26 protein-coding genes are annotated in these 25877 nt (G+C 60.5%); 15 read left to right on the top strand and 11 right to left on the bottom strand.

Annotation, left to right across the window (positions count from 1 at the left end; genetic code table 11):
- Positions 1-11: 11 nt before the first annotated feature.
- The 3 genes from dnaB to MCG44_RS13130 all read right to left on the bottom strand — a co-directional run bounded on the left by dnaB (position 12) and on the right by MCG44_RS13130 (position 4056).
- Positions 12-1364: a replicative DNA helicase gene (gene dnaB, locus MCG44_RS13140; RefSeq protein WP_240288641.1), complete on the bottom strand. Its 1353-nt coding sequence runs from the start codon at positions 1362-1364 to the stop codon at positions 12-14.
- Between the two features lie 205 nt (positions 1365-1569).
- Positions 1570-2016: a 50S ribosomal protein L9 gene (gene rplI, locus MCG44_RS13135; RefSeq protein ID WP_147572704.1), complete on the bottom strand. Its 447-nt coding sequence runs from the start codon at positions 2014-2016 to the stop codon at positions 1570-1572.
- Positions 2017-2067: 51 nt separating this feature from the next.
- Entirely contained in the window at positions 2068-4056 is a 1989-nt protein-coding gene (locus MCG44_RS13130; protein WP_186852298.1) for a DHH family phosphoesterase, read from the bottom strand.
- A 240-nt stretch (positions 4057-4296) separates the two neighbouring features.
- Between MCG44_RS13130 and MCG44_RS13125 the strand changes: the two genes are divergently transcribed.
- The 3 genes from MCG44_RS13125 to MCG44_RS13115 all read left to right on the top strand — a co-directional run bounded on the left by MCG44_RS13125 (position 4297) and on the right by MCG44_RS13115 (position 6744).
- Complete coding sequence (locus MCG44_RS13125; RefSeq protein ID WP_147572700.1) at positions 4297-5361, top strand: branched-chain amino acid aminotransferase; 1065 nt, start codon at positions 4297-4299, stop codon at positions 5359-5361.
- A 63-nt stretch (positions 5362-5424) separates the two neighbouring features.
- A complete protein-coding gene (ucpA, locus tag MCG44_RS13120) occupies positions 5425-6213 on the top strand; it encodes an SDR family oxidoreductase UcpA (RefSeq protein WP_186852296.1) in 789 nt (262 codons plus the stop codon).
- A 69-nt stretch (positions 6214-6282) separates the two neighbouring features.
- Positions 6283-6744, top strand: coding sequence for a GNAT family N-acetyltransferase (locus tag MCG44_RS13115; protein ID WP_147572696.1), 462 nt, complete (start codon positions 6283-6285; stop codon positions 6742-6744).
- 50 nt (positions 6745-6794) lie between these two features.
- Here MCG44_RS13115 and MCG44_RS13110 read toward each other — a convergent pair whose 3' ends face one another.
- Positions 6795-7994, bottom strand: a complete 1200-nt coding sequence (locus tag MCG44_RS13110; RefSeq protein WP_240288639.1) for an ATP-binding protein — start codon at positions 7992-7994, stop codon at positions 6795-6797.
- 141 nt (positions 7995-8135) lie between these two features.
- Between MCG44_RS13110 and dusB the strand changes: the two genes are divergently transcribed.
- The 6 genes from dusB (at position 8136) to MCG44_RS14965 (ending at position 13838) form a co-directional block, all read left to right on the top strand.
- Positions 8136-9107 (top strand): tRNA dihydrouridine synthase DusB, encoded by a 972-nt coding sequence (gene dusB / locus MCG44_RS13105; RefSeq protein WP_186852294.1) that lies wholly within the window; start codon positions 8136-8138, stop codon positions 9105-9107.
- 13 nt (positions 9108-9120) lie between these two features.
- Positions 9121-9639 (top strand): ATP-binding protein, encoded by a 519-nt coding sequence (locus MCG44_RS13100; RefSeq protein ID WP_240288637.1) that lies wholly within the window; start codon positions 9121-9123, stop codon positions 9637-9639.
- 31 nt (positions 9640-9670) lie between these two features.
- On the top strand, positions 9671-10282 hold the full coding sequence (locus MCG44_RS13095; RefSeq protein ID WP_240288635.1) for an RNA polymerase sigma factor: 612 nt from the start codon (positions 9671-9673) through the stop codon (positions 10280-10282).
- A gap of 6 nt (positions 10283-10288) precedes the next feature.
- Positions 10289-11248: an anti-sigma factor family protein gene (locus MCG44_RS13090; protein WP_240288633.1), complete on the top strand. Its 960-nt coding sequence runs from the start codon at positions 10289-10291 to the stop codon at positions 11246-11248.
- A gap of 268 nt (positions 11249-11516) precedes the next feature.
- Positions 11517-13589 (top strand): elongation factor G, encoded by a 2073-nt coding sequence (locus tag MCG44_RS13085; RefSeq protein ID WP_147572684.1) that lies wholly within the window; start codon positions 11517-11519, stop codon positions 13587-13589.
- 126 nt (positions 13590-13715) lie between these two features.
- Entirely contained in the window at positions 13716-13838 is a 123-nt protein-coding gene (locus MCG44_RS14965) for a hypothetical protein (RefSeq protein WP_263858401.1), read from the top strand.
- Between the two features lie 106 nt (positions 13839-13944).
- On the opposite strand, the gene MCG44_RS13080 is transcribed toward MCG44_RS14965, so the two are convergent.
- The 7 genes from MCG44_RS13080 to MCG44_RS13050 all read right to left on the bottom strand — a co-directional run bounded on the left by MCG44_RS13080 (position 13945) and on the right by MCG44_RS13050 (position 19273).
- Positions 13945-14268 carry a hypothetical protein gene (locus MCG44_RS13080; RefSeq protein ID WP_147572682.1) on the bottom strand — a complete coding sequence of 108 codons (324 nt, stop codon included), beginning with the start codon at positions 14266-14268 and terminating at the stop codon, positions 13945-13947.
- A gap of 33 nt (positions 14269-14301) precedes the next feature.
- Positions 14302-15183 carry a 3-hydroxy-5-phosphonooxypentane-2,4-dione thiolase gene (gene lsrF, locus MCG44_RS13075; RefSeq protein WP_240288631.1) on the bottom strand — a complete coding sequence of 294 codons (882 nt, stop codon included), beginning with the start codon at positions 15181-15183 and terminating at the stop codon, positions 14302-14304.
- Between the two features lie 3 nt (positions 15184-15186).
- A complete protein-coding gene (locus MCG44_RS13070) occupies positions 15187-16185 on the bottom strand; it encodes a dihydroxyacetone kinase subunit DhaK (protein WP_147572678.1) in 999 nt (332 codons plus the stop codon).
- 37 nt (positions 16186-16222) lie between these two features.
- Complete coding sequence (locus MCG44_RS13065) at positions 16223-16831, bottom strand: DAK2 domain-containing protein (RefSeq protein WP_186852438.1); 609 nt, start codon at positions 16829-16831, stop codon at positions 16223-16225.
- 225 nt (positions 16832-17056) lie between these two features.
- Complete coding sequence (locus MCG44_RS13060) at positions 17057-17989, bottom strand: sugar-binding transcriptional regulator (RefSeq protein WP_186852288.1); 933 nt, start codon at positions 17987-17989, stop codon at positions 17057-17059.
- A 112-nt stretch (positions 17990-18101) separates the two neighbouring features.
- Positions 18102-18755, bottom strand: a complete 654-nt coding sequence (locus MCG44_RS13055) for a CatA-like O-acetyltransferase (RefSeq protein WP_240288630.1) — start codon at positions 18753-18755, stop codon at positions 18102-18104.
- Positions 18756-18760: 5 nt separating this feature from the next.
- Positions 18761-19273, bottom strand: coding sequence for a GNAT family N-acetyltransferase (locus MCG44_RS13050; RefSeq protein ID WP_186852286.1), 513 nt, complete (start codon positions 19271-19273; stop codon positions 18761-18763).
- A 177-nt stretch (positions 19274-19450) separates the two neighbouring features.
- Here MCG44_RS13050 and MCG44_RS13045 point away from each other — a divergent pair, with 177 nt between their 5' ends.
- The 6 genes from MCG44_RS13045 (at position 19451) to MCG44_RS13020 (ending at position 25803) form a co-directional block, all read left to right on the top strand.
- Entirely contained in the window at positions 19451-19993 is a 543-nt protein-coding gene (locus MCG44_RS13045; protein WP_240288628.1) for an NUDIX domain-containing protein, read from the top strand.
- 41 nt (positions 19994-20034) lie between these two features.
- The gene (locus MCG44_RS13040) at positions 20035-20739 is read left to right on the top strand and encodes a response regulator (RefSeq protein ID WP_147572668.1); all 705 of its coding nucleotides are present in this window, start codon (positions 20035-20037) and stop codon (positions 20737-20739) included.
- 219 nt (positions 20740-20958) lie between these two features.
- Positions 20959-22731, top strand: coding sequence for an ATP-binding protein (locus MCG44_RS13035; protein ID WP_240288626.1), 1773 nt, complete (start codon positions 20959-20961; stop codon positions 22729-22731).
- Positions 22724-24034: a hypothetical protein gene (locus tag MCG44_RS13030; protein ID WP_186852284.1), complete on the top strand. Its 1311-nt coding sequence runs from the start codon at positions 22724-22726 to the stop codon at positions 24032-24034. The genes MCG44_RS13035 and MCG44_RS13030 overlap by 8 nt, the downstream gene beginning before the upstream one ends.
- A gap of 4 nt (positions 24035-24038) precedes the next feature.
- A complete protein-coding gene (locus MCG44_RS13025; protein WP_240288623.1) occupies positions 24039-24857 on the top strand; it encodes a hypothetical protein in 819 nt (272 codons plus the stop codon).
- 130 nt (positions 24858-24987) lie between these two features.
- Positions 24988-25803: a glutamate racemase gene (locus MCG44_RS13020; protein ID WP_240288621.1), complete on the top strand. Its 816-nt coding sequence runs from the start codon at positions 24988-24990 to the stop codon at positions 25801-25803.
- The last annotated feature ends 74 nt before the right edge of the window (positions 25804-25877 follow it).

Genomic DNA, 25877 nt, shown 5'->3' with positions numbered 1-25877 from the left:
CTGGCGGCGGCTCAATATTCTGAGTGCTGCCACTCCATGTCGCTGAAAGTAGTGAACTGGGGCTGCCACTGGAGATAGACGGTGCCCGTCTCCCCGTGGCGGTTCTTGGCGATGATGCACTCGGCCTCATTGGGATTTTCTGAGTCCTTGTTGTAGTAGCCGTCCCGGTAGAGGAACAGTACGATGTCAGCGTCCTGCTCGATGGCGCCCGATTCCCGGAGGTCGGACAGCATGGGCCGCTTGTCGGTGCGGCCCTCGTTGGCGCGGGAGAGCTGGGACAGGCACAGGACGGGCACATTCAGCTCCTTGGCCATGATCTTTAAGGAGCGGGAGATGTCGGACACGATCTGCTGCCGGTTGTCCCCAGAACGGCTCTTGCCTCCGGCGGACTGCATCAATTGAAGGTAGTCGATGACCACCAGGCCCAGGTCCTCCACCCGACGGCACTTGGCATTGATATCGGCCACGGTGACAGTGGAGTCGTCGTCAATCAGAATGGTGGACCGGCTGAGGGAGTCAGCGGCGGCTGCCACGCTCTCCCAGTCCTCCTCTGTCAGCTTCCCGGTGACCAGCTTCTTGTTGTCAATAAAGCACTCGCTGGCGATGAGGCGGAGGGCCAGCTGTTCCCGGCTCATTTCAAGGGAGAAGAAGGCCACTTTTTTTCCCGATTTTTTGCCCGCGTCCAGCAGAATATTCAGGGCCATGGAGGTCTTGCCCATGCCGGGCCGGGCGGCCAACAGGATGAGGTCGGATTTGTTCAGTCCGGAGATGGCCCGGTCCAAATCCTTCAAACCGGTGGACAGGCCGGGAACGGCGCTGTCGCTGGCGGCTAACTCGCTTAACCGGTCGTAGACATCGAACAGCACGTCGGAGATGGGGGTGAGCCCACGGGAGGAGCGGCCCTGGCGGATGGCGTAGATACGTTGTTCCGCCGCCTCCAGGATATCCTGCCCGGTGTCAGTGCCCTGGTGGATCATCTCCGTCAGGTCGCCTGCGGTTTCGGCCACCCTGCGGAGCAGCGTCTTATCCTTGATGATATCGATGTACTCTTTGACATTGGCCGCCGTGGGAGTGATGTCGATGAGCTGAAGCAGATAGCTCCGGGACTGGTCGGTATAGTAGCCGTGCTGCTTCATGTTCTCCAGCACCGTCACCGGATCAATGGTGAGGGAGTAGTTGAACATGGAGTAGATGGTCTCGTAAATTTCACGGTTCTGACGGAGGTAGAAGTCGTCGGGCCGCAGCTTGTCGATGACCTCAGGCACGCACTGGGGATCAAACAGGATAGAGCCCAGCACAGCCTGCTCCGCCTCCACCGAGTGGGGCAGTTGCTTTATCAGAAGCTCGTTGTCATCCAGAGCCAAAGGACTCCACCACCTTTCATTGGGACAGTCTATGGGCGGGAGTTGGACATCCCGCCGCGTAAGAGCCAAGGCCCTTGAAAATCTCCTTTTACAGACCTCTGGCCGGCCCTTTCATCGACCGGCGCAGGAAAAATTTTAGATTGACCCTGTCCTCCGACCACTGTCGCGCTATGGCCACAGCCGCAGAGGAGAGGGGAAAAGGGGGTTACGCCTCACTGACTGCCACATTGACCGTGCCGTTGACCTCATAGCCCAGCTTGGCCCGAATCTGATAGCCGCCGCATGCCTTGATGGGCTCGTCCAGAACCAGCTTGGCCTTGGCAATGGTGATGCCATGCTGGTCTGCCAGGGCCTCGGAGACCTCCTTGGCGGTGACGGCGCCGAAGAGCCGTCCGCCCTCGCCGGCCTTGGCGGCGATTTTGACAGTCAGCCCCTCCAGCTTTTTAGCCGTGGCCTCGGCCTCCGCCTTTTCAGCGGCCTCCTGGGCCTTCCTAGCCTTCTCCTGCTGCTTCATGGTGTTCAGATTTTCGGCGGTGGCGATGACCGCCAGCTTTTTGGGGAGCAGAAAATTGCGCGCGTAGCCGTCGGACACATCCACTAGCTGGCCTTTCTTGCCCTGGCCCTTCACGTCCTGCTGAAGAATAACTTTCATACGGTTCATATCCTTTCTGTGAGTCCGCCCCGGTGGGGCGGGAGTGGTTGTTTACGAGTCCAGATACCGGTCGATGGCCTGGGCCAGCTCGGCCGCCACTTCCTCCAGGGATTTGCCGGTGACCTGGCCGCCCGCGGCGGCGGCGTTTCCGCCCCCACCCAGTTGTTCCAGAATGACCTGGACATTGGTTTCTCCCATAGAGCGGCCCGAGATGTTCACCTGCTCCCCATCCTTGGAGAGCACAAAGGAGGTGTCGATGCCGATGATATTCAGCAGCTCGTCCGCCGCCTGGGCCGCCACCACCCGGTTCACAGGGGCGGAGGAGACGGCGACGGCGATATGGTCCCGATACAGCCGGGCGTTCTGGATGATGGAGTACTTGGCGATGGTTCCCGCCAGGTCGTTCTGAAAGAGCTTTTTCACCTCGGCGGTATCGGCGCCGGAGCGGCGAAGGAAGGCCGCCGCCTCAAAGGTGCGTCCTCCAGTGCGCATGGTAAAGTTCTTGGTGTCCAGCACGATGCCCGCCAGCAGGGCCTCCGCCTCGGCCCGGAGAAGCTGGTTGGGCTCCATAATGTACTGGAGCAGCTCCGTGACAAGTTCAGAGGCGGAGGAGGCGTAAGGCTCGTGGTAGTTGAGCGCGGCCCCCTCGATATAGGTGGCGGCCCGGCGGTGGTGGTCGATGACCGCCACCCGGTTACAGGACTGGAGCAGCTCCTCCGCCTGGACCTGCTCGGGTCGATTGGTGTCCACCACAACAGCCAGGGACCGGGTATCGGCGATGAGCAGGGCATCCTGTGGGGCTAGGAAGCAGTCCTGGTACTCCGGCAGGGTGGACAGCCGATCAATGAGCTCCTGGGCGGGGGGAGACCCTGGATCCCGGATGATATGGGCAGGGGTCCCGTTTTTCCGGCACAGGGCACACACGCCGGCGGCGGCGCCTACAGCATCGTTATCCGGGAATTTGTGGCCCATGATGAACACCTGGGAGGAGTCGGAGATCAGAGAGGACAGGGCGTTGGCCATGACCCGGCTCTTTACCTTGGTCCGCTTCTCCGTCTCCTTGGAGCGGCCACCATAGAACTCGAAGGTAAACTTGTTGCGGATGACTGCCTGGTCGCCTCCGCGGGACAGGGCCATGTCGATGGATAGATTGGCGAAGGACATGAGTTCCTTGTAGGAGTCCCCGTCCTTGCCGATACCGATGGACAGGGAGGCGTTGATACCGCTGGGATTGACCACCTGATGGACGGTGTCCAGCACATCAAATTTCCGCTCCACAAATTGGTCCAGGTACTGCTCCTCAAAGAGAAACAGGTACCGCTCCCGCTGGTAGCGGCGGAGCAGGCCTCCGGTCTGGGCCACCCATTCATCCAGCCGGTTGTCGATCTCAGCCAGGATGCTGGATCGCTCATTCTCCGTCAGGTTCTTCATCAGGTCCTCGTAATTGTCGATGAGCAGAACGGCCGCCACCGGCCGGGAGGCGTTGAATTTGTCCCGTATCAGGCAGAACTCGGTGATATCCACCCAATAGGTGGTGGCTAGAAAGCCGCCCCCCCGGCCGCCGGTGCGGACCAGGTGGCCAAAGACCCAGAAGCGCCGTCCGCCGTACTCCACCTCGGTGGGGCATTCACTCTTGCCCTCCATGAGCCACCGAGTGTCAAAGCCGGGGATTAGGGAGGCCAGCTTGGCATCAAACATATGCTCCCGCTGTCCCTGGCCGGTGAGCTGGAGAAAGCGGTCGTTGGTCCAGATAATATCGTCGCTCTCCGGCCGGAAAATAATCATGGGCAGGGGAGAGTTGACCATGGTGTCCTTGGTGGCGGTATCCACCGTACCGGTGACACTGTCCAGATATTTTCCAATCTCCCGGCGCCGGCGGCGGCTGTTTTCCCGGTTATACAGGCCAAGGCCCAGGACAATGACCAGCTCTGTCACCGCCAGGGGGACGGAATAGAGGGCGGACAGCAGGGCGAAGACGATCAGACAGACGAAGTAGAGCTGCAGCCTGGGCTGAAACAGCTGGGCGATCTTACGGTTCAAAAGAGATTCCTCCTCCCAGGAAATGCCCCACCAGCGTCACGCAGAGGCGGGGCGATCAAGACGAGATCACTCCAAAACGAGGTAAACAAAGATATTTTATTATAGCAAATAAACGGCGGGAAAACAAGAGCAAAAGGGGGCTGTCCATCAGAACCGTCCGAACGATATTTTTGTTGCGCCAAAAGGAAAAGACTGTTATAATAAAAAGCACATCAACAAAAGCTTAGGAGGGATACACCAATGGTAGATATCAAAATTACCCGCGCCTCGGTGCTGAAGGAAAAGCCCGCTTCCTCCACCCTGGTGTTCGGCAAGAGCATGACGGACCATATGTTTATTGTGGACTATGACGAGGGCCAGGGCTGGCACGATCCCCGCATCGTTCCTTACGGCCCCCTGCAGATTGACCCCGCCGCCAAGGTCCTGCACTATGCGGAGGAGATCTTCGAGGGCCTGAAGGCTTACCGCACCGCCGACGGCACTATCCAGTTGTTCCGGCCCCTGGACAACATTGCCCGGATGAACAAGTCCGCCGAGCGTCTGTGCCTGCCTCAGATTCCTGAGGAACTGGCCCTGGCCGGCATCACGGAGCTGGTCAAACTGGAGCGGGACTGGGTCCCCCACGAAGAGGGCACCTCCCTGTATATCCGGCCCTTCATGATCGGTACGGATCCCGCCCTGGGGGTCCACAGCTCCCACCATGTCCAGTACATCGTTATCGTCTGCCCGGTGGGCGCCTACTACCCTGAGGGGCTGGCTCCTGTCAAGATCTATGTGGAGAGCGAGGACGTGCGCGCCGTCAAGGGCGGCACCGGCATGGCCAAGACCGGCGGCAACTACGCCGCGTCTCTCCGGGCCGGCGACCGGGCCGAGAAGCAGGGCTACAGCCAGGTGCTGTGGCTGGACGGCGTCCACCGCAAGTACATCGAGGAAGTGGGCGCTATGAACGTCATGTTCAAGGTGAACGGCAAGATCCTTACCCCCGACCTGAACGGCTCCGTGCTGGACGGCATCACCCGTCGCTCCTGCATCCAGCTGCTGAAGGACTGGGGCTACGAGGTGGAGGAGCGCCGCATCTCCTATGAGGAACTGTTCCAGGCCGCCGAGGATGGCACTCTGGAGGAAGCCTGGGGCACCGGCACCGCCGCCGTGGTCTCCCCCATCGGCGAGCTGGCCATGGAGGGCAAGAAGGTCACCATCAGCGGCAATCAGATCGGTGAGCTGACCCAGAAGCTGTACGACAATTTGACCGGCATCCAGTGGGGCCGCCTGGCCGATCCCCACAACTGGATCATGAAGCTGTGATTTGAGCCAAGTTAGGGGTCCGGTGAATACCGGGCCCCTTTTCAAAAGATAGGAGTGTTTCAAATGGGTAAACTGGATGGAAAGACAGCCTTAATTACCGGAGCCTCCAAAGGCATCGGAGAGGGCATCGCCCGCACCTTTGTCAAGCACGGCGCCAGAGTGGTGCTGGCCGCCCGCGGCCAGGGGGTGGAGGATATGGCCGCCCAGCTCCGCGCCGAGGGAGCCCAGGCTGTGGCCGTCCGCATGGATGTGTCCGATATGGACAGCGTCCGTGCCGGCTATGAGGCGGGGGTGAAGGAGTTTGGCCAAATCGATATTCTGGTGTCCAACGCGGGCATCTGCCGCCTGGGGGACTTTCTGACCCAGAGCGACGAGGACCGGGATGCCCACCTGGACATCAACGTGAAGGGGGCCTGGAACACCTGTAAGGCTGTGCTGCCCGGTATGGTGGAGCGCAAGTGGGGCAAAATCGTCATCATGTCCTCTGTCACCGGCGATATGGTAGCCGATCCGGGGGAGGCGGCCTACGCCATGAGCAAAGCCGCCCTGGTGGGGCTGACCAAAGCCCTGGCACGGGAGTTCGCTCCCTGTGTCAATGTCAATGCCATCTGCCCAGGCTATGTCCTGACCCCAATGGTCCGGGGGATGGCGGACCAGTCCTGCCCGGAGAACCCCCAGTCCGTCATTGATGGCATCGCCGCTTCCATTCCCCTGGGGCGGCTGGCCGATCCCAGGGAGGTGGGCGAGCTGGCCGCTTTCCTGTCCAGCGACGAGGCCAGCTACCTGACCGGCGCCCAGTTCGTCATCGACGGGGGCTCTACCCTGCCGGAAACGAGTACCATGGGCGTGTAGACAAGCGGGAACCAAAGGGCGGCCCCTCTGCCATCCGAATAGAGGGGCCGCCTTTTCGCGGAGGAAAAGATGAAACTGAAGTTTGAACCTGTGACAGAAAAAAACAGAGCGCAGGCATTGAGGCTCCATGGAGCTCCTGGACAGGAGGGGCTGGTAGAGCCGGTAGAGCAGTGTTTGGCAGAGGCAGAGCAGTGGAAGGGCTGGCGGCCTGTCCTGATTTTAGACGGAGAGCGCCCCGTAGGATTTGCGATGTATGGGAAGTTTCCGTTAGAGAGTTTTCCCTTTGGGCGGGTGTGGCTGGACCGCCTGTTGATTGCGGGGGAACACCAGGGCAGGGGATATGGAAAGGCGGCTTTGGCCGGCCTGATCCAGCGTCTCCGGGAGGAGTACCGCTGTAAAAAAATCTATTTGAGTATCGTGGAAGGAAATTGGGCCGCGGCGGAGCTGTACCAGAAGTTCGGATTTCGTTTTACAGGAAAGAGAGATCCCCACGGGGAACAGATTATGGTGTACCTCTGTCCCAGAAAATAGAAAAAGAAATGGGCCATACCATGTTGTATGGCCCATTTTCTCCCAAACAGTCAGGCACCGAGGCTGGCGATAAACTGTCGGGCCACCCGGGGGGTTCGGCCGGAGTGGCGGATTTCCCAGGCCATCGCCTGAGCGTGGAGCTGTTCCCGCTCCATCTGGACCCCCGCCTGGTCGGCCAGATGGTCCACCAGGGCCAGAAAGCCGGCCTTGTTCATCGTCAGGTAGGGGATACGCAGGCCGAAGCGCTCGGCCAGGGCGGTCTTTTCCGAAATCGTCTCAAAGGTGTCCACCTCGTCCCCAGCCCGGTCGGTAAAGGTCTGACGGACCAGGTGGCGGCGATTGGAGGTGGCGTAGATCGCCACATTGACAGGCCGCTTCTCCAGACTGCCCTCCAGGATAGTCTTCATAGAGGAGTAGGTCTTGTCATCCTGGTCAAAGGCCAGGTCGTCGATGAACAGAATGAACTTCTGCCGCCGGGAGGCCAGAGAGCGGATCAGGCTGGGAAGGCCGGTGAGGTTCTCCTTCTGAATCTCAATGAGCCGCAGGTCCTCCATGCCGGGCAGGTAGAGCATGGACTTGACGGTAGCTGACTTGCCGGTTCCTCCGTCGCCAAATAGAAGGACATTGTTGGCCTGGCGGCCGGAGAGGAGCAGCCGGGTGTTCTGCTCCACCTGCTCCCGCTGAAGCTCGTAGCCCAGCAGGTCCTGGGGCTGGGGGCAGTCCGGGTCGGCCACGGGGATGAGCTGCCCATCCTCCCACAGGAAGGCACGATACCTGGCATAGAGCCCGGCGCCGTGCTCCCGATAGAACTGGGTGAGGGAGTCAAAGTCGAAGGGGGCGGTGGCGCTCCACCGGGGCAGCCCTGCTAGAGCGGGGGACCAGTCGCCGGATAGCAGCGCCTTCATGGCGCCGATATACTGGTCGCAGTCCGTCTGGCCTAACAGTACCAGAGTGCCTACGTCCCGTCGGGCGGCGTTCTCCAGGGCCGGGTCGGCGCCCCCCCGTTCGGCCAGTAAAGCATAGGGGGATTCGGTGTACCGAAGCTGGTCCCAAAGCCAGTCCCCCAGACCGGTAAAGCCTTCCCGGCGCAGATAGTAAAACAGGGCGGTGTAGTCGTCCACGGCCTCCTCTCCCTGGCCGCCAGCTAGGTGGTCCAGCAGATGGACCATATGGGCCATCACCGGCAGCTCCTTCAGTTCGCGGTAAGCGGAAAGGCCCCGAAGGGCGGCCCGCAGCGCCGTCAATTCCATAGTGATCTCCCCATTCCAAGGTTTTTTCCTATTTTAATAGGGAATGGGCGGCCTTGTCAACCAGGGAAGGGTATGATAAAATAACTAGATATTTGTGAAGCGGCCCGCGCGTCTTTTACGGCCGTGGACATTGGAGGATATATGGTATCTATTGGAGGAATCAAAATAGACACCCCCCTGGCCCTGGCCCCCATGGCGGGGGTGACAGACCTGGCCTTCCGTACCATCTGCCGGGAGCAGGGGGCGGGACTGACCTGCACCGAGATGGTCAGCGCCAAGGCCCTGTGCTACCAGGACAAGAAGTCCATCCCTCTGCTCCAGCTGGGGGACGGAGAGAGCCCCGCTGCTGCCCAGATCTTCGGCAGTGACCCGGTGTGCATGGAGGAGGCGGCCGCCATTGCCCATGAGGTGTCCGGGGCCGATTTTATCGACATCAACATGGGCTGTCCTGTCCCCAAGGTGGCTAACTCCGGAGACGGCTCCGGGCTGATGCGGGACCCAGACAAGGCGGTAAAGGTGGCTGAGGCGGTCATCCGGGGAGCGGGCTGCCCTGTCACGGTCAAATTCCGCTTAGGCTGGGATAAGGGCTCCATCAACTGTGTGGAGTTCGCCAAGGCTATGGAGGCGGCCGGTGTGGCCGCCGTAGCAGTCCACGGCAGGACCAGGAATCAGATGTACGCAGGGACCGCTGACTGGGACTGGATTCGAGAGGTAAAAAAAGCGGTGGAGATTCCAGTCATCGCCAATGGCGACGTGTTTCGTCCGGAGGACGCCCCCCGTATTTTGAACTATACCGGGGCGGACATAGCCATGATCGGCCGGGGGGTGTTCGGCAACCCCTGGCTCTTTGCCCAGTGCCGGGCCGCTCTGGAGGGCCGGCCCATCCCGGAGATACCCCCCCTGGCCCAGCGGTGCGACACCGCCGTGCGCCAGTTTGAGCTATCGGCGGCCAACAAGGGGGAGAAGATCGCCTGCCTGGAGGCCAGGCGGCACTATGCCTGGTATCTAAAGGGTGTCCCCCATGCGGGTTATTACAAGGAACAGATTGTGAAGATCACCACCCTGGAGGACGTGTACCGGGTGACCAGGGGGATCAAGCGGGACCTGTGTTGAAGAGGGCAGCGGTATGGTGCTTTTGATTGCGGGCAGTACCCACACCGGCAAGACGCTGCTGGCCCAGCGGGTGCTGGAGGAACGGGGCTGGCCCTATCTGTCCCTGGACCATCTGAAAATGGGACTGATCCGGAGTGGTCTGACCTCGCTGACGCCGGACAGCCCGGACAAGGAGCTGACCGCCCTTCTCTGGCCGGTTGCACGGGAAATGATCAAGACGGCCATTGAAAACGGGCAGAATCTGGTGGTGGAGGGGTGCTACATTCCCTGCGACTTTACGAAAGATTTTGTGCCGTACTACCTAGATCAGCTCCAGGCTATCTGGCTGATCTTCAGCCGGCGGTATATCTGGGAGCGCTTCGACCAGATTCTGGCCTGTGGCGGCACCATCGAGCGGCGGCTGGACCCGTCCCTGGACCGGGAGGCCCTGGAGTGGGAGAATGAGGAGAATCTGCGGGCCTGTCAGCAATATGGTCATCCCTATGTGCTGATAGACAGGGAGTATGAGATAGACCTGGAGAAAATACTTTGATGAAAGAACTGTGAGTTGGGAGGGAGCGGAGATGTCCGACCAGGACCTTGTGGCAAGGGCCAAAGCCGGCGACCAGACTGCTTTTGAGCGGCTGGTGGTGGACAATCAGAATAAGGTCTACTCCCTGTGCGTGCGGCTGACAGGGGACCGGGAGGAGGGAGCCGACCTGGCCCAGGAGGCATTCCTGAGGGCATGGCAGGCCCTGCCGTCCTTCCAGGGGGAGAGCAGCTTCTCCACCTGGGTCTATCGGCTGGCCACCAACGTGTGTATCGACTTCTTGCGAAGGCAGGCCCGCCGCCGGGAGGTGGCGCCGGTTCAGTCCATCGATGATGAGGAGCTTTCCTGGACAGAGCCTGCCGATTGGGAGCAGGACCCACACCGCCAGTTGGAGAGGGCGGAGCTGAACCGGGCGGTGTCCCAGGGGCTGGAGCGGTTGCCCGACCACCACCGGCAGGTGCTGGTTATGCGGGAGATGTCCGGACTGAGCTATCAGGAGATTGGTGACGCCCTGGCCCTGGATCTGGGGACCGTAAAATCCCGCATCGCCCGGGCCCGGCTGGCCCTGCGAAAAATTTTGCTGGAAGATGGGAACTTTTCCGATTCGCCCACGTCTAAACCATCGAAAGGAACAGAAGGGAGGTGACCCGGCATGGAAAATTGCGAAACATATCTGGAGTGGATCTCCGCCCATCTGGACGGGCAGCTGTCCGACGAAGAGGAACGGGAGCTGGAGGAGCATTTGGATCAATGCCCCACTTGCCGGGCCATTGAGGAGCGGCTTGCCGCTCTGCACGACTCGTTCCAGGGCTTAGAGGATATCCCTGCCCCTGAGGGATTCACTCAGGGCGTCATGGACCGAGTTCGGGCAGAGCAGTCCAGGCCAAAGGTGGTCCCCTTATTTAAGCGGCCCCAGTTCAAGGCGCTGGCCGGACTGGCCGCCTGCGCCGCCCTGTGTATCGGCCTGTACCGCGGGGGCCTGTGGGACCGGGCCGCCGACAATCAGTTAAGCGTTGCGAGCGCCACGAATCTGTGGCAGGAGGAGCCCCAGGTGAATATCAGCCTGTTCGAAGCCGATGATCCCCAGAGCGCGGAGTCGGAGAACAGTGGGGCGGAGGGCCAAGAGAGAAGCGAACCGGGTGGACAAACGGATATTTCCCCCTATGGGGCGGAGCTGGACGAGAGCGCACAGTCCCCCGCGCCAGACAGCGGAGTGTCGCCCGACCTCCGCTCGGAATCGCGGGAACAGGAGCCATCCGATGTAGGGGCCTCCAAGGTGGACACATTGGAGAGAGGTGTTCCGGAGGAAAACGTCTCTGGGAATGGGACTCCCTCGATGCTCCAGACTGCCCCCGGCCCGATGTATGAGGTAGCGGGCCAGACGGTGGCCGCGGTGCTTACCCTGGACCGTCTGCCCGAGGGCTGGGAGGATGTTCTGGGTGAGACCCCAGAGTGGCTGACCGATGAGGCCGGCCGCCCCTGCTGTTTTATTACAGCGGCCCAGCTAGAGGGGCTGGCTGCCCTGGCCCAGCAGGAGGAGAGCGGCAGCGCGCTGGCGGGCCAAACGGATCAGGACCAGCTCTGCGCCCTGGTGCTGCTTGAAGGACAGTGACACACTTTGATTTATGACCTCCGGTTTCGACCGGAGGCCATTTTTTTGCCATTTCTGGAGAACGCGGGAGAAAATGGAGGATTTTAGACGATTTGGGCACTTTTCACGAAAAATAGTGAGACCTCCCGGCGGGCACTGGGGAAAGAGCTGCTCCCATGCCAAAAAAACAGTTGTCAGAGAGACGAATTTAATGTATAATGACTAACAGCATGTAACGCCTCACAGGGGCGGAGCAATAGTCCAACACATAAGGAGTGGAAACAAGATTATGAGCTATTCTGTACAAAACATCCGAAATGTCTGCCTGCTGGGCCACGGCGGGAGCGGAAAGACCGCTCTGGCGGAGAGCCTGCTTTATATGACTGGCGCCCTGGACCGGATGGGCAAGTCTGTGGACGGGAATACGGTCTGTGACTATGACCCGGAGGAAGTCAAGCGTCAGATCTCCATCTCTCTGGCGGTCGCTCCCCTGGAGTACAAGGGCTGTAAGATCAATGTGCTGGACGCCCCCGGTGGCTTCGACTTTGCCGGTGAGGTGATGGAAGCCCTGCGGGCCGCTGACGCCGCTATCATCGTCTGCTCCGCCAAGGACGGCATCTCCGTGGGACTGGAGAAGGCGTGGAAATACTGCGAGGAGCGGAATATGCCCCGCTTCATCTACATCTCCAAGACGGACGAGGAGAACTCCGACTACAACGCCACCTTTGAGGCCCTGCGTGAGAAGTACGGCAACAAGATTGCCCCCGTGGTGGTCCCCATTTGGAATGAGGGCAAGAAAGTCACCGGTATCATCGACGTGCTGAACAAGCGGGCCTATGAGATGCAGAACGGCAAGCGGGTGGAGATCGACATTCCTGAGGGCAAGGAGGCGGTCATCACCGAGTTTAACGACGCGCTGAAGGAGTCTGTGGCCGAGACCAGCGAGGAGTTTATGGACAAATTCTTCGGCGGAGAGGATTTCACATACGCTGAGATGATCCAGGGCCTGCGTCAAGGCGTGCGGGAGCTGTCTCTGTTCCCCGTGCTGTGCGGTTCCGCCGTCAACACTATGGGTTCTCTGATGCTGATGGACTATATTGTGGATCTGCTGCCTAACCCCATGGAAGGTAACTACCACAAGGCCACCCGTCAGGACGGCGAGACCGAGCCCTTCGTGGTGTCCCCCGGCGGCGTGCCCACCGCTTTTGTGTTTAAGACCGTGTCCGACCAGTACGGCAAGTACTCCTATATCAAGGTGTTGTCCGGCGTCATCACCTCCGATTTGACATTGGTCAACGCCCGCACTGGCGCCAGCGAGAAGCTGGGCCGCCTGTATGTTATGCGGGGCAAGAAGGCCGAGGAGGTCAAGGAGCTGGGCTGCGGCGACATCGGCGCCATCGGCAAGATGGAGAAAGTCAAGACCGGCGATACCCTGTGTGACCCCCGGAAGGTGGTAGCCCTGAAGCAGATTCCCTTCGCTGAGGCCTGTTACTCCGTGGCCATCGCCCCCAAGACCCGGGGGCAGGAGGACAAGGTGGCTCAGGGCCTGAACCGGCTGAATGAGGAAGATCCCTCCTTCTATGTGGTGAACAACGCCGAGACCCACCAGATGGTCATCTACGCCGCCGGTGACATCCAGGTAGACGTGCTGGTTTCCAAGCTGAAAAGCCGTTTCAACGTGGATGCTGAATTGAAGGCGCCCCGCGTGCCCTACCGGGAGAAAATTCGCAAGACGGTCCAGAAGCAGGGCCGGCACAAGAAGCAGACCGGCGGCTCCGGACAGTTTGGTGACGTATGGATCCGCTTTGAGCCCAACCTGGAGGAGGAAGAGATGGTCTTTGCCGAGGAGGTCTTCGGCGGCTCCGTGCCCAAAAACTTCTTCCCCGCTGTGGAGAAGGGTCTGCGTGAGGCCTGCGTCCACGGCCCCCTGGCCGGCTATCCAGTGGTCAACCTGAAGGCCGTGCTGTATGATGGAAGCTACCACCCTGTGGACTCCTCTGAAATCGCCTTCAAGACCGCTGCCCAGCTGGCCTATAAGGCGGCTATGCCTGAGGCCAACCCTGTGCTGCTGGAGCCTGTGGGTGAGCTGAAGGTCACCGTGCCTGACAGTTACATGGGCGATGTCATCGGCGATTTGAACAAGCGCCGAGGCCGTGTCATGGGCATGACCCCCACTGAGGGCGGCGAGCAGGTGATCGAGGCCGAGGTACCCATGGCTGAAATGACATCCTATGCGATTGACCTGCGGGCGATGACTCAATCCCGCGGCTCCTATGTGTTCCACTTTGTCCGCTACGAGGACTGTCCCCCTGCGGCTCAGGAGAAGGCCATCGCCGCTGCCAAGGCCATGGCTGAAGAATAAGGTGATTACAATGTCCGCCCCTTTCGGGGCGGACATTGTTTGGCTGGCAGTCAGGGTGGGCGCTTCAATGGCATAAATTCGGAGCGGAGCGAAGAATTTTCGGAAGGAGAACTTTACCCGCATGACATGAGGATCGGAAAAGAAAGAGGACCCGCCGGCATAGCCGTGAAGGGGACTGCCCCCGCAGCCCAGGGGAAGGCCGGCGGCGCCTGCAGGGACGAAAACCAAATAGAAACTCCCGCCCTATGACAGGGCGGGAGTTTCTATTTGGGATATCTTTTATGATATAAAATAGAAAAAGTTCAGAAGTAAAAAGACTGCCAGAGAAGGCAATCACCCCAGAGCCCGGCGGGGCTCAGGCCTCCTGATACAGCTCCAGGACCGCCCCATCCTTCCAGACAAAGGCCAGCCGGTCCCCCTTGCCATTGGTGTCCATAGGACCACAGATGACGCTGTCGGCGTCGGCGATGTACTTCTCCAGGTCGTCCACCTTATAGGCCACATGGGGGAGGTGGTGGAGCACCTCGGGGAATGGGGTGCCCTCCTCAAACTTCAGATACTCGATCTTGTAGTCGTAGTCGTCCACGTTGCTGACCCAGAACTTGGCGCCCTCGTTGTATGTCATATTGGGCTTACGGTTAGTGATGGGGATACCGATGTGCATATACTCAGCGGACATAAGAGTTCCTCCTATCCTATTTGTATTCAAAACTTAGGCGTGTTTGACGGTCTCATACACCTCGTAGGCCTGCTGGGGGGTATAGCCCTCGTGGACCACCTTGCCGATGGCCTGGGCCATGCCGGCGGGGCAGTCGGACTGGAAGATGTTGCGGCCCATGTCCACCCCGTGGGCCCCCTCCTGGATGGCCTTGTAGGCTATCTCCAGGGCCTCCAGCTCGGGCAGCTTCTTGCCGCCGGCGATGACGATGGGCACCGGACAGGCGGCGGCTACCCGCTCGAACCCGTCGCAGTAGTAGCTCTTGACGAGGTTGGCGCCGTTCTCGGCCAGCACGCGGGTGGCCAGTTGGAAGAATTTTTCCGTACGCTCCATCTGCTTGCCTACGGCCACCACACCCAAGGTGGGTATGCCGTAGCGGGTGCCGGCATCGGCGGTGCGGCACAGCAGCTCCAGAGAGCGGGACTCTCCGGGGGCGCCAATGAAGGTCTGCACCGCCACGCAATCCGCGTTCATGCGAATGGCGTTTTCCATATCACAGGCGAAACCGCCGCCGTTGGACATCTCGTCAAACAGGACGGTGGTGTCATAGGTCACCCGGACGCACTTGGCTACCTGGTTAGCGGGGGAGACGCAGGAGCGGATGACGCCCTTGGTGCCCATGAGCACGTTGACATGGGGGATGAGGGGCGGGATGACCAGGTCGATGCGCTCCAGTCCGGCGGTAGGGCCCATGATATAGCCGTGGTCAAAGGCCAGCATGACGGTGTTGCCCGACTTGGGGTCGAATAGGCGGGCCATGCGGTTTTTCATGCCCCAGTCGCAGTGGGAAGCGCCTTTGACAAAGAATCCCTCCTGGACCTGGGGGATGTCCAGGTGGTAGTCGTGGGCGGCCTTGTTTCCGATGTTGTCAGCCATATCTTACTCCTTGCTGTAAGCGGGGGTGTGGCAGGGGGTGTTCCACAGGCGGATGAACTCCTCGTCCCACTTGGCGATGTTCATCTGGAAGCCGCCGGCCTCCTGAACGGTGAGGATCTCGCCCACCATGCTGGCCACCACTTCCACGCCCTTGGCCTTCAGGAACTCCACGGTGTCTTTAAACAGCACCAGCATCTCCATCATGGTGGTGGCGCCACAGCCGTTGATCATAACGAAGGCCTTGTCCCCTTCCTTCAGCTCCAGCTTCTTGCACAGGGCCTCAGCCACGGTGGCAACCGTGTCCTTGGAGGACATCATGGGCACCCGGACGCCGCCGCCCTCGCCGTGCTGGCCGGCACCGATCTCCATTAGGTCGGTCTCGCCCAGGTCGCCGAAGGACATCCCGTTCTGGGGGTGAGTGGCGTCGGTGGACTTGACGGTGACAGAGGCCATGCTGTCGGCATAGCGCTGGGCGATGTCGGCCACCTCGTCCAGGCTCTTACCCTCCCGGGCCGCGGCGGCCGCGATGTGGTACAGGGCAACAGCGCCAGCCAGTCCGCGCTTGTTGTCCTCGCCGTTGGGGTCGTACTGGATCTCCTCGCCGGTGACTACCTGGCGGAAGTTCAGCCCCGCCTTCTTGGCCAGCTTGATAGCCTGCTTGCCGGCAAGCTGGTCGCCGGCGTAGTTCAGGGTGAGGAGCAGTACGCCATGGCCTTTGTCAGCCAGCTTCATGGCGTCGAACACCAGCTGGCCGTTGGGAGCGGCAAAGATATCGCCCACGGCCTGGACATCCAGCATCCCCTTGCCGACAAAGCCGGCTTGGGCAGGCTCGTGGCCGGAACCGCCATAGGTGACGATGGTCACCCGGTCAGCGTCTGCCAGGTCCTTGCTGATTACCAGGTGGCCGTCTACGTCTAGAATGTCGGGGTAAGCCAGGCCCAGGCCCACCAGCTCCTCGTCAGTAATGGTTTCAGGGGCATTGATAAACTTTTTCATTTTCATATGGAATCCCTCCTGTTCAAAATTGAGGATTATTCGTTTACATCTGGGCCAGACCCTGGAAGAAATAGGCCATGGAAGCGGCCCCGGCGTCCGGGGTTCCGATGGTCTGTGTGCCGTAGCTCTTGGCCCGGCCGAATTTGGAAACAAACTGGCGGGTAGCCTCCGCACCCTGGACCGCTGCCTGGGCGGCGGCAGTGAACAGCTCGTTCTCGTCGCTGCCAGGATAGGCGGCGATGGCCTGGCTGGCGGGGATCAGAGCGTCCATCATGGTCTTATCCCCCACCTTCGCTCCGGACATGTCGTCTAGCTCGGTAAAGGCACGGGCAAAGATGGCTTTAATGCCCGCCACGTCGATCTCGTCTCCTTCGGGGGCCTCCTCCTGCATTCCGTCCAACCAGGTGTTCCACAGTGGGACGGCACTGCCGCCGTTGAGCGCCATAACAGCCGTAGCCGCGTCGTCCAGCATCGACTGGATTCCGCCTTCCGCCCCGTCTACCGCGGCGGAGATCGCTCCGGCGATCTTGGCCATAGTAAGCCCGTGGTCGGCGTCGCCGAACTTGGAGTCGATCTCGGTCAATTCAGCCTCCGCCGCCGCGACAGCGGCACAGGCGTTTTTCAGCCGATCCTGAAACTCACGTTTCGTCATCACGATGTCACCTCCTTCTGTGCGTGACCAAAAGGGTCCCGCCGTTTACATTGGATTTATTGGTTACGTCTGTGCGTAAATCCTATCGCAGAAATTAACAAAAGTCAATAATGAAACGTTTTTTCTCTATAATTTACATAGGAAATCGAAAAAAATTAGACGAAATAGACAAAAATAAAACTTCCCAGAGGAGGTTGCTCTCCTCTGGGAAGTTACATATGTTATTTATTGCTCCAGCAGGGCCTTGACCAGGCCTGTCCGGGCGACAAGATGGGTAAAAAACCCGGACTGGAGGGCACCGCGCAAGGCCCGCACACTGGTGTTGGCCGAGCACACGCCGATGAGATTGGGGCATCGCCTCAGCACGTCTATGGGGACCTGAATGGCGAAGTCCTGTTCCGACTGGATTATCTTGCCCTCCTCATTGAAATAATAGGCCAGCATCCGCCCACAGGCGCGGTGGTGCTGGAGCAGACTGCCGTACCGAACCAGGGAGGCGAAGTCAGGACTGGAGGGATAGTTTCCAATGTTGACCAGTGCGGTATCGATCTGTTCCCACTGTTGATAGATCTGCCGATAGACCTCTGTGGAGCAGAGCAACTGCTTTTCCTCCAGGCTGTCGGGCAGAGCCGGAAGATAGAGAAAGTGAGGGGCGGCACCCAACTGCTGGGCCATCAGCCGGACGTTTTCGTTGGACTGATAATTCCGGGCTGGGATACTGGCGTTGCCCACCAGAGGGCAGATGTCGGTGACGCCGCTGTGGGGCTGAGGATTTTCTTCCAGCCAGGTCACCAACTGTCCGATCAAGTGCCCCCAGCCCACACCCAGGCGATGGGCACCGAGCTGTCCCAGCAGTTCAACGGCCCCCTTGGAGAGGGTCTGATTGGTGGCGTCGTCGTCCTCGCCGTCCTCTACCAGGACGCCGCCCCGGATGGAGCTAGACAGCCGGAGCCGGTCCAGCAGACTCGCCGCTTTCGCCCCAGGCTCATGGATGGTGATCTCCACCACCCCCAGCTCCCGCGCGTCAGAGAGCATCCGGCTGATGAGAGGACGGGATACCCCCAGCTCTCGGGCGATATCGCTCTGCTTCTGATCCTCCAGATAATACCTGCGGGCTACGTAAGCCAAGCGGGCCCGTTTTTCTTGACTTATTTTCACGACTATACCTCTTTTGCCGAAAAGTGTTACATATGTTACTTATAGCACAAAAGAGGCCCGCTTGCAACGACAAAGTACAAGATGGGACAAAATGTCTGACAGGAGACTTTATTCACGTCATGCCAGACCAGGCCAGAAAATGATCGGGCTCTGCCAGGATTTGCTCCAGAGACTGGAAAAAGAGATGGCAGTGATAGCCGTCCGCCGCCCCATGGTGGACCTGGAAGGTAAAGGGCAGGATGATGTTGCCCTGCCGCTCCTGAAATCTGCCCCAGACAAACATGGGGCGAAGGAAGTTTAGACTGCTTTTCATCTGAAAGGAGAGGCCGGTGTAGGAGAACCAGGGGACACAGGAGAGCAGCACAGAGTCTTCCCGGCTGGCGGTCAGCGTCCCATCCGCTTCAAAGCGGTCCAAAGCCGCTGACATGGCGCGGTAAAAGGCGGAAAAGTCCCGGTCATATTCCGTGTTCAGGCTGGCCATGTTGTGGGAGCGCCGGTCCAGCACCGTATACTCCGCATGGACGAGATCATAGAATCCAGGACGGCCTTGTGGGTCGAGCCCCATACGGAACTCCTTGTGCTGGTTGACCGCGGTGACCACCGCCCAGACAAGGGAGGGATAAAATCGAAGGCCCCTGGCCTTGACATAGGAATGGAACCGGGTGATAGTCAGCTCTCGCGTCAGAGCAAAGCTGCAGTCAAGGCCGAGAAATTCCTCGAATATAGCCCGCCGGTCCCAACGCTCCAGATCGATGGGAGAAAACAAGCCCCTCACTCCTTCCCGCTGTCCCAGCGCCAGCCCGCCGGGACCTCACGTTGGTAGGCCAGGCGGGGAGAGCCGTCCTCCATCCAGACGGTGCCGCACAAGGTGAAGCCATTTTTGTCTAACACCCGCTGCATGGGGCGGTTGGCCGGGTGGGTGTCGATGCGTACGCTGCCGCCCCGCTCCAGGCACCAGAGGAGGCACCGGGAGGCTACGCCCCGGACCTCTCCCCGGCTGGCTACTCGGTGGACGGCCCAGTAGGGCCGGTCGTTGAGCCAGGCACCCTGAATGACCTGGTAATCCGGGTCGTCCCAGCACATGGCGGCAAAGACGCCCTGGATGCGGCCATCCAGGACACAGACATGGCAAAACCCCTGACGGATATCGTCCTGGACCAGATCTTCCGGTGGATAGACATCCCGCCACTGGTCCGGGTTGCCCGCCTGTGCCATGAAGCGGCGGGCGATGGCGTAGATCTCCAAAATGTCCGGCAGATCGGACGGAACGGCGCGACGAATCATGGAAAGGCCCCCTATCATTTCAGTTTGTTTACTCATTATACTATGTTTTAACTACCTCGTACAGCGGCGATGGGGAAATTTTGCGGCGGAGAGAGACCTTGCGTCTTTACCAGTTCCCCCTTGTGTGGTATACTGATTTCAAATGGGTCCCGGCAGGGGCCGGAAGGAGGACAGGACATGGAGCTGACCGAGAGAACGGTAAGCAGCCAGACGATCTTTCGGGGCAGGATCATTCGGGTCGACATGGATCAGGTGGAGCTGCCCGACGGGAAAACGGCGGACCGGGAGGTCGTCTACCATCCGGGCGGGGTGGCTGTCCTGGCATTGGACAGGGACAACAGCGTGAGCCTGGTCCGCCAGTTCCGCTACCCCATCCGGCAGGAGCTGCTGGAACTGCCCGCGGGCAAGCTGGACCACGGGGCGGAGGAGGACCGTCTGCTGGGGGCAAAGCGGGAGTTGAGCGAGGAGACGGGGCTGGAGGCTGAAAAGTGGACATATCTGGGCTATACCCTGGCGTCGCCCGGCTTCTGTGACGAGGCTCTGCATATGTATCTGGCCCAAGGGCTGACACGCAAAAAACAGCACCTGGATGAGGACGAGTTTCTGGATGTGGTCACCATGCCTTTCCAGCAGCTGGTGGAGCAGGTGATGGACGGCACCATCACAGACGCAAAGACCGTGGCTACCACTCTGAAAGTAAAGGTGCTGCTGGGCCTGTGAGAGACCGGCGGCATTTGTGAGAAAGAGAAGGAGGGGATCTTGTGGGCAAAACCATCTTGATTGTAGAGGATGAACAGAATATCGTGGATATCCTGTCCTTCAACCTGAGCCGGGAGGGCTATGATACCCTGGAGGCATACGACGGGCCCGCCGGCTTACAGCTGGCCCTGGAAAATGACCCGGACCTGATCCTGCTGGATCTGATGCTGCCCGGAATGGACGGCTTTGAGGTGTGCCGGAAGGTGCGGGAGAGCGGGTCTGCCGCCCCTATCATCATGCTCACTGCCAGGGAGGAGGAAGCGGACAAGGTCCTGGGGCTGGAGCTGGGGGCGGACGACTATATCACCAAGCCCTTCTCCATGCGGGAGCTGCTGGCCCGGGTCAAGGCCAATATCCGGCGGGTGGCCATGTCCCCCGCTGTCCCCGCGGCACAATCCGGCCTTGGCACGATTAAGGCGGGCAGAGTCAATATTGACCGGGACCGTGCCACCGTATTCAAGGATGGGCTCCCCTTGGAGTTGAGCCAGAGAGAGTACGATCTGATCTGTTTCCTGGCTGCCCAGCCCGGGAAGGTCTTTTCGAGGGAGGCCCTGATGGAGCATGTATGGAATTATGAGGGCTATGTAGGCGACGTTCGGGCGGTAGACGTGGCGATCCGCCGCTTACGAGAGAAGATCGAGGACGATCCGGCCAACCCCGAGTTCATCCGCACCAAGCGGGGAATGGGCTATCTTTTCGGCGAGTGAGATTACAGTGCCGGCCCCATAAGAGCGAGGGAGGAATGCCCGCCAGGGCGTTCCGAGGAAAGCGGACTTTGGGAGAGAAAGCCGCCGAAGGCGGCAGACCGAAGCGGAGCCCAGCGAAGCGGGTCCGGTTCGGAGAGGAGGAACAAGGGAGCGAGGGAGGAATGCCCGCCAGGGCGTTCCGAGGAAAGCGGACTTTGTTCCGACGAAAGGGGGTGCCCCATGCGTAGTCTGCATATGAAGTTGGTCATGATCATGGTGCTGCTGATCCTGTCCCTGATGATGGTGGTGGGGGCCTTCCTGATCAACTCTGTGACCGCCTTTTATCTGGAGGATTTTTATAGCCAGATGTCCGACGTGTTCAGCGACCCCGGCCTGGTGTCCGACCTGACCACCGAAACTCCGGATGAGGAGAACGGTGCGGAGAGAATGGCCGATGTGCTGGACGCCTATGTCGGCGTGCTGGGGGTGGACGGGCGCAACCGCAAGCTGTATATCCTGGACAGCGATGGAGTGTGCCTGGTGGCTCCTGAGGGGGAGAACCAGGTATTGGAATATACCAAGAACCTGAATTTTGCCCTGAATACCGGGCTGGAGACCAACGAGGTGGGGGATGAGAGCAATCTGGCCGCCGATTATATGGACCTGGCCGTCCCCATCCACCGGGGGGACGAGGGCTATGTCATCTACATCCTGGACAACAAGGCCACTGCCAACAGCCTGACCGAGAAAATGTTTCTCTTGATCATGGAGGCCCTGGTCTTTGGCCTAGTCATCTCGGTGCTGTTGTCCTTCCTGCTGTCCAAGACGATGGTTACCCCTATACAGCGGCTGACGGAGGGGGCCATGCGGGTGGCAGAAGGGGACTTTTCCCGGAAGATCCAAGTGGCCTCGCGGGATGAGATCGGAGTGCTGACCGACACCTTCAACGACATGGCGGACCAGCTCCAGGATACTCTGCGCCAGGTGGAGAACGAGCGCAACAAGCTGGATACCCTCTTCCTCCACATGACCGACGGCGTGGTGGCCTGTTCCCGGGATGGAAAGGTCATCCACTCCAACCCTGCCGCCGACCAGATGCTGCTGCGGCACATCGGGCCGGAGAGCGACTATGGCCAGCTCTTTGGCGATATCGCCCCTCTAGATCAGGTGCTGGAGGCCCCCGACCATCTGGAGGGAGAGCTCCAGGTCCGGGACCGGTTTCTCCAGTTGCTGCTGGCCCCCTTTGATCGCGGCCGGGAGGGCGGCGGCGCCTTGGTGGTCATCCACGATGTGACTGCCCAGCGGAAAAACGAGGAGATGCGCCGGGAGTTCGTGGCCAATGTGTCCCACGAGCTGCGTACCCCCCTGACCAATATCCGATCCTATGCCGAGACCCTGGCGGAGAGCGCCGAGGACATCCCACCCGCCATGGAAAAGAAATTCCTGGGGGTTATCCTCAACGAGAGCGACCGTATGACCCACATTGTCCAGGACCTGCTTACCCTGTCCCGCCTCGACTCGGGCAGGGACGATCTGAAGCTGGGCCGCTTCTCCTTCGAGGCGGCGCTCCAGGATTTGTACAACGCGGTCTATATGGAGGCCCAGCGCCATGCCCACACCCTGAAGCTGGAACTGGAGTCAGAGCTGCCCGCCATTGTGGCTGACCGGGAGCGGGTGCTCCAGGTTATGATGAATATCGTGTCCAATTCCATCAAATATACCCCCGACGGGGGCCATATTACCATCTCCGCCGGCCGGACAGAGGACCGGGTATGGATGGTGGTGGATGACGACGGTATCGGTATCCCACCGGAGGACCGGTCCCGGATCTTTGAGCGGTTCTACCGGGTGGACAAGGCCCGGTCCCGCCAGTCCGGCGGGACCGGATTGGGGCTGTCTATCGCCAAGGAGATCGTGAACCGACACCAGGGGCTGCTGGAGCTCCAGGACAAGGATGGCCCCGGCCTGGCACTCCGGCTGGAGCTGAAGATCGAGGGGCCGGACCATGGATAGGCGGAAGTTTGACCGAAGGGCTGTGGAGCTGGCTAAGGATGTGCTGATTTTGTTTCTTACCTGCTCCGCTGTCTGGCTGCTGATCCAGACCAGAATGCTGGAGCCGCTGCACAATATTCTCCGGGAGGATATGCCCCAGACCCAGATGGGACAGACGGAAGGGGGTAGCCGGATCGAGGCGGTCCGCCCCCTGCGTATCGCGGTCAATCTGACGGCGGGTATGGAGACTGGCCGCTATGGAGTTCAGTATGACCAAGGGGCGGCGGATGCCCTGTTCCAACAGGTGGCCGGCCTGCTGGCCGAGGGGCTGTCCAGTGCGGGCCAGCCAGAGCGGGTGAACCGCTACCAGTGGGAGGAGGCGCTCACCTCCTGTCCTGGCGTCTATTTCGATTTTCAGGGGGATATCCCCCTCCAAGTGCTGGTGGGCTGGCTGTCCGGTGAGGAGAGCGCGCTGGATGCCCATGTCCGGCGACTGGTCCTGTCCCTATGGCAGAACCAAGTGGCGTTTTATTACCAGGACCAGCGGGACGGATATTACTACCGCTGTCTGACGGAGGTTGTCACGCCCCAGCAGTTGGAAAGCGCGCTGACCGGAATGGGGACAAACGGCGCCCGCTTCGCCTTTGAGACCGATCTGTACCAGGACCTGGACCCGGATACCCTGCTGACAGAGGGGGGGCTGGATCCGGTCATCTATCAGGCGGCCAATCCGGCTGTCGGAGGGCAGAGCGCCCTTGCCGCTCTGGCGGAGGACCTGGACTTCTCGGTGGGCTCCAGCGTATTTTACTCTGCGGGCACGGAGCAGGTGGTCCGAAACGGCAACGACACCCTGCGGCTGACTGAACGGGGCATCGCAACCTATCTGGCTGACCGGGGCGGGGTGGGCCATTTCCCCCTGTCCGGGGCAGACCTGTTTGAAGCGGTAGAGACATGCCGCCGGCTGGCCGCGGACGCTATGACGCCCCGTATGGGAGAGGCGAGACTGTATCTGATGTCTGTCCAAGAGGTGGATGGGGGCTGGCAAATCGACTTTGGATACTGCCTGAACGGGGTGCCGGTCCAACTGGACGAGGGGAGTGCGGCCCAGTTTTTGGTCCAGAACGGGAGGATAGACCGCTTTACGCTCCGGCTGCGCAGCTATACAGCCAGCGGAGAGCGCGGGTCTGTCATGCCGCCCCTCCAGGCCACGGCGGCTCTCACGGCCAAAGGGATGGAGGGGGATGAGTTGATGCTGGCCTATCTGGACGGCGGCGGGGACAGCGTGTCCGCCACCTGGGTGGCCGCCGGCAGCCGGGAGGATTGACGGTATGGAATGGTCCAAGCTGAAAAACATCATCCTGATCATGCTCGCGGCGGTCAATCTGTGCTTACTGTTCTTTGTGGTCCAACGGGAGTGGCGGGACAGCGCCAACCAGAGGCAGAATCGCCAGCAGGCCGTGGATTTCCTGACTGACCGTGGGATACAGATCCATGAGGGACAACTGCCCGACGACCAGATGGTTCCCAGGCCCCAGACCGTGGAGCGGGACCAGGAGGAGGAAAGCCGCTTGGCCACCCAGCTTTTGGGGGAGGATGTAGTGGTCCAGGCCAGAGGAGCCGGGGTGTACCGCTACCAAAACGGGGCGGGCGCCCTCCAGTTCCACAGCGATGGGTCCTTTTCGGCGGAATTATCGCCTGACAGCTTTCCACTGGGTGTGGACCAGGAGAGGAGTTGCCTGGACCTCCTGACCCAAATCGGGTTCGAGGGAGAGACAACGGCACGGGATGAGAATACCCTGACGGTCCGCCAGAGCTGGGAGGGCATCCCCCTGTTTAACCACCAGGTTACCCTGGTATGGGGCTCGGAGGGGCTGGAGACCATGACCGCCGGCCGCCGTCTGGTGGGCAGCCCTGTGGAGCGGACGGACCAGCGGCCCATTACGGTGGCCTCGGCGCTCGTCTACTTTTATAATGGCCTCAATGGGCTGGGCGACGTATGCAATCAGGTGGACAGTATCGTTCAGGGCTATATCAGTGTCACCTCTCTGTCCGGGCCCATGGAGCTGATCCCGGTGTGGCGCGTCACAACGGACACCGGCGCTTACCAACTGGACCTGCTTACCGGGGAGCTGAATCGGGTGGAGTGACGAAGGGTATCTCCGCGGAGCGGTAAAACTTGACCGCCCCGCGGAGTTTCGTCTTTACCAGACCGACAGTTTGTGGTAATATCCACTGGTGACGGCCGGCAACCCGCCGGCGGCAGAAGAAGGTGTGTCTATGTTCCATCCCAGTGACCCCATCGGAATCCTGGACTCTGGCATCGGCGGCTTTAGTGTAGTCCGGCAGGTTCAGCGGACGCTGCCAGGCGAGGAGCTGGTCTATTTCGGGGACGGCGCCCATATTCCCTACGGCAACCATCCAGAGGACAAGATCGTGGCCATGGCCCGGTATATGTTCCGCTTCATGGAGGATCATCATGTGAAGGCCCTGCTGGTGGCCTGCAATACCATCTCCTGCGTAATCGGACAGTGTGAGGGGGAGGTGTCCTGCCCCACCTTCAACGCCGTTCAGGCGGGGGCGGAGGCCGCCGCACGGCTGAGTGTAGACAAGATAGGAGTCATCTCCACCGTCTTTACCCACAACTCCCGGTGCTATCCGGAGGGAATATTGGCCCGCAGCCCCAAGAAGCTGGTGGTCCTCAGCTGTGGCTGTCCTGACCTGGCCCGGCTGGTGGAGCACAGCCTGGGGGACCCTGCCGGCATGGCGGAGGTGGAGGCGGACCTGCGCCTGGAGATGGACGGCATAGTGCGGGAGGGCATCCAGTGCTGTGTGCTGGGCTGTACCCATTACCCCCTGGTAGCGGACAGCATCCGCCGCCTGTATCCCGGTCTGCCCCTCATCGACCCCGCGGAGGAGATGGCCCGCGCCCTAAAGGAGTACCTGGAGGGAGAGCGGTTGCTGGCCTCTGACGACAGATTGGGCGGACTGACCATCTATACCACCGGCGACGTGAAGGAGTATGCTCTGCGGGCCCGCCAGGTGGGACTGGAGCGGATAGGGAGCGTGTCCTTCTATCCCCCTATGGCGCTTTGACAGGGATAAATGTGGGACAGGGCGAAGATCGCCCTGTCCCTTTTTTACACCGGCGGCTTGGAGAAAAAGAATTT

Source organism: Lawsonibacter sp. OA9, from assembly GCF_022440585.1.
The sequence above is the reverse complement of the archived record's forward strand: the minus strand, read 5'-3'. Positions and strand labels throughout refer to the sequence as shown.